The organism is Peterkaempfera griseoplana (genome assembly GCF_001418575.1).
Classification (GTDB): Bacteria; Actinomycetota; Actinomycetes; order Streptomycetales; family Streptomycetaceae; genus Peterkaempfera; species Peterkaempfera griseoplana.
Window position 1 is genome coordinate 1 of sequence record NZ_LIQR01000640.1, and the last position, 4,249, is coordinate 4,249.

Genomic DNA, 4,249 nt, shown 5'->3' on the forward strand with positions numbered 1-4,249 from the left:
AGCGCCGCCACCCGGGTGGCGAGTTCGGACTTGATCGCTGCTGCCGTGGCCTTGCCATCGAGAATCTGGGCGGTCATGACTCCATCCTCGCGGATCGGGGCCGCAGTACGCGCATCCGGCCGCCCTTGTCCGTCCGATGGGCCCCAAACAAACGGAACGTAGTGATCCGATTGCGATTGCGCCACGGTTGTGTCCGTGCCTCGTCCGTCGGCTGGACACACCCTGTCCACCCCCATAACCATGGGGGCGGACATCGTCCGCCGCCGCCCGGGCCCGCGCACCAGCCGGGGGCGGCGGAGGCACTTTCGGGGGAGAGACGTGAGCAATCCGTACCAGACGCCGCCGCCTGATCCCTACGGCAGCCCGTACGGCGGCCAGGGTGGGCAGCCCTACGGCTCCGCCCCCGGCTACGGAACCCACCCCGGCTACGGGCAGCCAGGCTACGGATACCCCGTCGCGCCCCAGCCTCTCCCGTACGGCGCCGCGCCGGTCCCCACCGGCGAGCAGAACAGCCTGGCCATGGCATCCGTGGCGCTGGGCTTCGTCTCCATTCTGATCTGCTTCTACGGCGGTCTGCTGGGTCCGGTCGCGCTCGGACTGGGCATCGCCGGCGTCAACAAGTCCAGGACCACGGGCACCGGGCGCTCCACGGCCATCGGGGGCATCGTCCTCGGGGCGCTCTCCATCCTGATCTCGATCGCGGCGCTGATCTTCTTCGTGGTGCTGAACAAGAGCACCAGCAGCCTATGAGCGCCCCCGCCCCACCTTCCGTCAACACCGCTCCGGTCCGCTGGTGGTCACGCGCCGCCGGCTCCCGCTACGGCGGCCCGCTGCAGGTGCTGGTGCGTGCCGCCGGCGCCGCCGCGGCCGCACTGGCGGTGTCCCGGCTGCACCGGGCCCACGACCCAGGGGCGCTCTGCCTGCTCCGCCGGTTCACCGGGGTGCCCTGCCCCGCGTGCGGGTCCACCACCGTCTTCATCGAAGCCGGCCAGGGCCACTGGACGGCCGCCCTGACGGCCAATCCGTTCACCGTGGTGATCGGGCTCTGCCTGCTGCTGGCGCCCCTGGGACTGGGCCGCCACTGGTGGTCCGCGCCCGTACGCCGGCGCAACGCGCTGATCGGCACGGTCGCCGCCCTGTCCTGGTGCTGGCAGCTGCACCGATACGGGTTCCTGCTGTCGTGACCGTCCGATAATCTCCGGGCTCGGCCGGCCGCCCTGCCGCCCGCCCGTCACATGTGTCCGCCTGTCCCCATCTTCCTGCCAGGAGACGACCGTGAGCTACCCGCCCGACCCCAACAACCCCTACAGCCAGCAGCCCGGCTACGGCCAGCAGCCGCAGCAGCCCCAGCAGCCCGGCTACGGCTACCCGCAGCAGCCCCAGCAGCCGGGCTACGGCTACCCGCAGCAGCAGGCTGCCGGGTACGGCTACCCGCAGCAGCCGGGGATGTACCCGCACGCCGGCCAGGTGCAGCAGTTCTACGCGGGCTGGGGCTCCCGGGTCGCCGCCCGCATCGTCGACGGCCTGATCGTCGGTCTGGTGCCGGGCATCCTGTACGGCATCGGCGGCGCGATGAGCGCGTCCTCGGCCAACTGCACCACCGACCCGGTCACCTATCACACCTCCTGCAGCGGTGGCGGCGGCGCCGGGATCATCTTCATCCTGCTGGGCGCCCTGCTCGCCTTCGCCGGCGGCCTCTGGCTGATCTACCAGGAGGGCACGAAGGGGCAGACCCCCGGCAAGCGGATGGTCAACATCCGCGTGGTGCGCGAGGCCGACGGCCAGCCGCTCGGCTTCGGCATGGCCTTCGTCCGCCAGCTCTGCCACGTGCTGGACGGCTTCTGCTGCCTGGGCTACCTCTGGCCGCTGTGGGACGCCAAGAAGCAGACCTTCGCGGACAAGATCATGAGCAGCGTGGTCGTCAAGTCCCAGTGACCTGCTGACCACTCGGCACGCCGAACGGCCCGCGCCCCGTCCACAGGGGGCGCGGGCCGTTCGGTTCCTGCCCGTACGTCAGCCGGACTCAGTGGAAGAAGTGCCGGGTCCCGGTGAGGTACATGGTCACTCCGGCCTCACGGGCGGCGGCGATCACCTGGTCGTCGCGGATCGAACCGCCCGGCTGCACCACCGCCTTCACCCCGCCCTCCAGCAGCACCTCGAGGCCGTCGGGGAAGGGGAAGAAGGCGTCCGAGGCGGCGAAGGAGCCGACCGCCCGCTCGCCCGCCCGCTGCACCGCGAGCCGCGCCGAGTCCACCCGGTTGACCTGGCCCATGCCGACGCCCACCGTGGCACCGTCCTTGGCCAGCAGGATGGCGTTGGACTTGACGGCGCGGCAGGCCCGCCAGGCGAAGGCCAGCTCGGCCAGCTCCGCCTCGGAGAGCGCCTCACCGGCGGCCAGGGTCCAGGTCGCCGGGTCGTCACCCGCCGCATCGATCCGGTCGGCCTGCTGGAGCAGCACCCCGCCGGAGACCGGCTTGGCCTCCAGACGCTCGCCCGGCGCGCCGGGGGCCCGCAGCACCCGGATGTTCTTCTTCCGCGCCAGGACCTCGACCGCGCCCTCCTCGTAGTCGGGCGCCACGATGACCTCGGTGAAGATCTCCGCGACCTGCTCCGCCATGGCGACGGACACCGGGCGGTTGACCGCGATCACACCGCCGAAGGCGGACAGCGGGTCGCAGGCGTGGGCCTTGCGGTGCGCCTCGGCGACGTCGGCGCCGGTGGCGACGCCGCACGGGTTGGCGTGCTTGATGATCGCGACGGCGGGCTCAGTGTGGTCGTACGCGGCGCGACGGGCGGCGTCGGTGTCCGTGTAGTTGTTGTAGGACATCTCCTTGCCGTGCAGCTGCTCGGCGCCGGCCAGACCGGACTCGCTGCCGTCGGTGTAGAGCGCGGCGGCCTGGTGCGGGTTCTCGCCGTAGCGCAGCACATGGCGGCGCTCCCAGGTGGCCCCGAAGAAGGCCGGGAAGGCCTCGTCGTCGGCGGGGGCGTAGCCGTCCGCGAACCAGGACGCCACGGCCACGTCGTAGGCGGCGGTGTGTGCGAAGGCCTCACCGGCCAGCCGCTTGCGGGTGGCCAGGTCGAAGCCGCCGCCGGAGACGGCGGAGAGCACGTCGCCGTAGCGGGCCGGATCGACCACCACCGCGACCGACGGGTGGTTCTTGGCGGCGGCACGCACCATCGAGGGGCCGCCGATGTCGATCTGCTCGACGCACTCGTCCGGGCCGGCGCCGGAGGCGACGGTCTGCCGGAACGGGTACAGGTTGACGACCACCAGGTCGAAGGGTGTCACCCCCAGCTCGGTGAGCTGCTCGCGGTGGGACTCCAGCCGCAGGTCGGCCAGGATGCCGGCGTGCACCCTCGGGTGCAGGGTCTTCACCCGGCCGTCCAAGCACTCCGGGAAGCCGGTGAGTTCGGCGACCTCGGTCACCGGGACGCCGGCGGCGGCGATGCGGGCGGCGGTGGAACCGGTGGAGACCAGCTCGACCCCGGCGGCGTGCAGACCCTGGGCCAGCTCCTCCAGCCCGGTCTTGTCATAGACGCTGACCAGCGCCCTGCGGATGGGGCGTACGTCCTCGGAAGCGGGAGGCGTCGTGCTACCGGCGGCGGTCATACAGGGATCCGTACCTTTCGTCCCTCGATGCGGTGGCCTTCGCGGGCCAGCCGGCCCACGACGTCGACGAGCAGCGTGCGCTCGACAGTCTTGATGCGCTCATGCAGCGCTTCCCCGCCGTCGGCGTGGTCGTCGTCGGTGATCTCGACGACGCCCTGCGCGATGATCGGTCCGGTGTCCACACCGGCGTCGACCAGGTGGACCGTGCAGCCGGTGACCTTCACGCCGTACGCGAGGGCGTCGCGGACGCCGTGCGCACCCGGGAAGGACGGCAGCAGGGCGGGGTGGGTGTTGACGATGCGGCCCTCGTAGCGGGCCATGAACTGCTTGCCGAGGATCTTCATGAACCCGGCGGTCACCACCAGGTCGGGCTCATGGACCTCGGTGGCGGCGGTGAGCGCGGCGTCCCATGCCTCGCGGTCGGCGAAGTCCCCGATCCGGTGCACAAAGGTGGGGATGCCCGCGCGCTCGGCCCGCTCCAGGCCGGCGATGCCGTCCCGGTCGGCGCCGACGGCCGCGATCACGGCCCCGTAGGAGGGGTCGGCGCAGGCGTCGATGAGCGCCTGGAGGTTGGTGCCCGATCCGGAGACCAGCACGACCAGGCGGGCCGGCCTCGACCGGGGCGGGGGGAAAGTCAGG

The 4,249-nt window shown here is 72.1% G+C and carries 5 protein-coding genes and 1 pseudogene; 3 read left to right on the plus strand and 3 right to left on the minus strand.

The genetic code is table 11. The features are described from left to right. Positions 1-185, minus strand: a pseudogene (locus tag AOK09_RS41490) (hypothetical protein); the annotation flags it as partial. A 133-nt stretch (positions 186-318) separates the two neighbouring features. Here AOK09_RS41490 and AOK09_RS34625 point away from each other — a divergent pair. The 3 genes from AOK09_RS34625 to AOK09_RS34635 all read left to right on the plus strand — a co-directional run bounded on the left by AOK09_RS34625 (position 319) and on the right by AOK09_RS34635 (position 1,935). Next, complete coding sequence (locus AOK09_RS34625) at positions 319-750, plus strand: DUF4190 domain-containing protein (protein ID WP_055591171.1); 432 nt, start codon at positions 319-321, stop codon at positions 748-750. Beyond that, entirely contained in the window at positions 747-1,184 is a 438-nt protein-coding gene (locus tag AOK09_RS34630; RefSeq protein WP_055591172.1) for a DUF2752 domain-containing protein, read from the plus strand. Before AOK09_RS34625 ends, AOK09_RS34630 begins: the two co-directional genes overlap by 4 nt. Before the next feature lie 91 nt (positions 1,185-1,275). Beyond that, positions 1,276-1,935, plus strand: a complete 660-nt coding sequence (locus tag AOK09_RS34635) for an RDD family protein (RefSeq protein WP_055591173.1) — start codon at positions 1,276-1,278, stop codon at positions 1,933-1,935. An 88-nt stretch (positions 1,936-2,023) separates the two neighbouring features. Here AOK09_RS34635 and purH read toward each other — a convergent pair whose 3' ends face one another. Next, a complete protein-coding gene (purH, locus tag AOK09_RS34640) occupies positions 2,024-3,610 on the minus strand; it encodes a bifunctional phosphoribosylaminoimidazolecarboxamide formyltransferase/IMP cyclohydrolase (protein ID WP_055591174.1) in 1,587 nt (528 codons plus the stop codon). Further along, positions 3,607-4,248, minus strand: coding sequence for a phosphoribosylglycinamide formyltransferase (gene purN / locus AOK09_RS34645; protein ID WP_055591175.1), 642 nt, complete (start codon positions 4,246-4,248; stop codon positions 3,607-3,609). Before purN ends, purH begins: the two co-directional genes overlap by 4 nt. Position 4,249: the final 1 nt, after the last annotated feature.

Bases quoted from the DNA above. Each gene is read 5' to 3' on its own strand.
- purH (WP_055591174.1), bottom strand. From the start codon at position 3,610: ATGACCGCCGCCGGTAGCACGACGCCTCCCGCTTCCGAGGACGTACGC.
- AOK09_RS34630 (WP_055591172.1), top strand. From the start codon at position 747: ATGAGCGCCCCCGCCCCACCTTCCGTCAACACCGCTCCGGTCCGCTGG.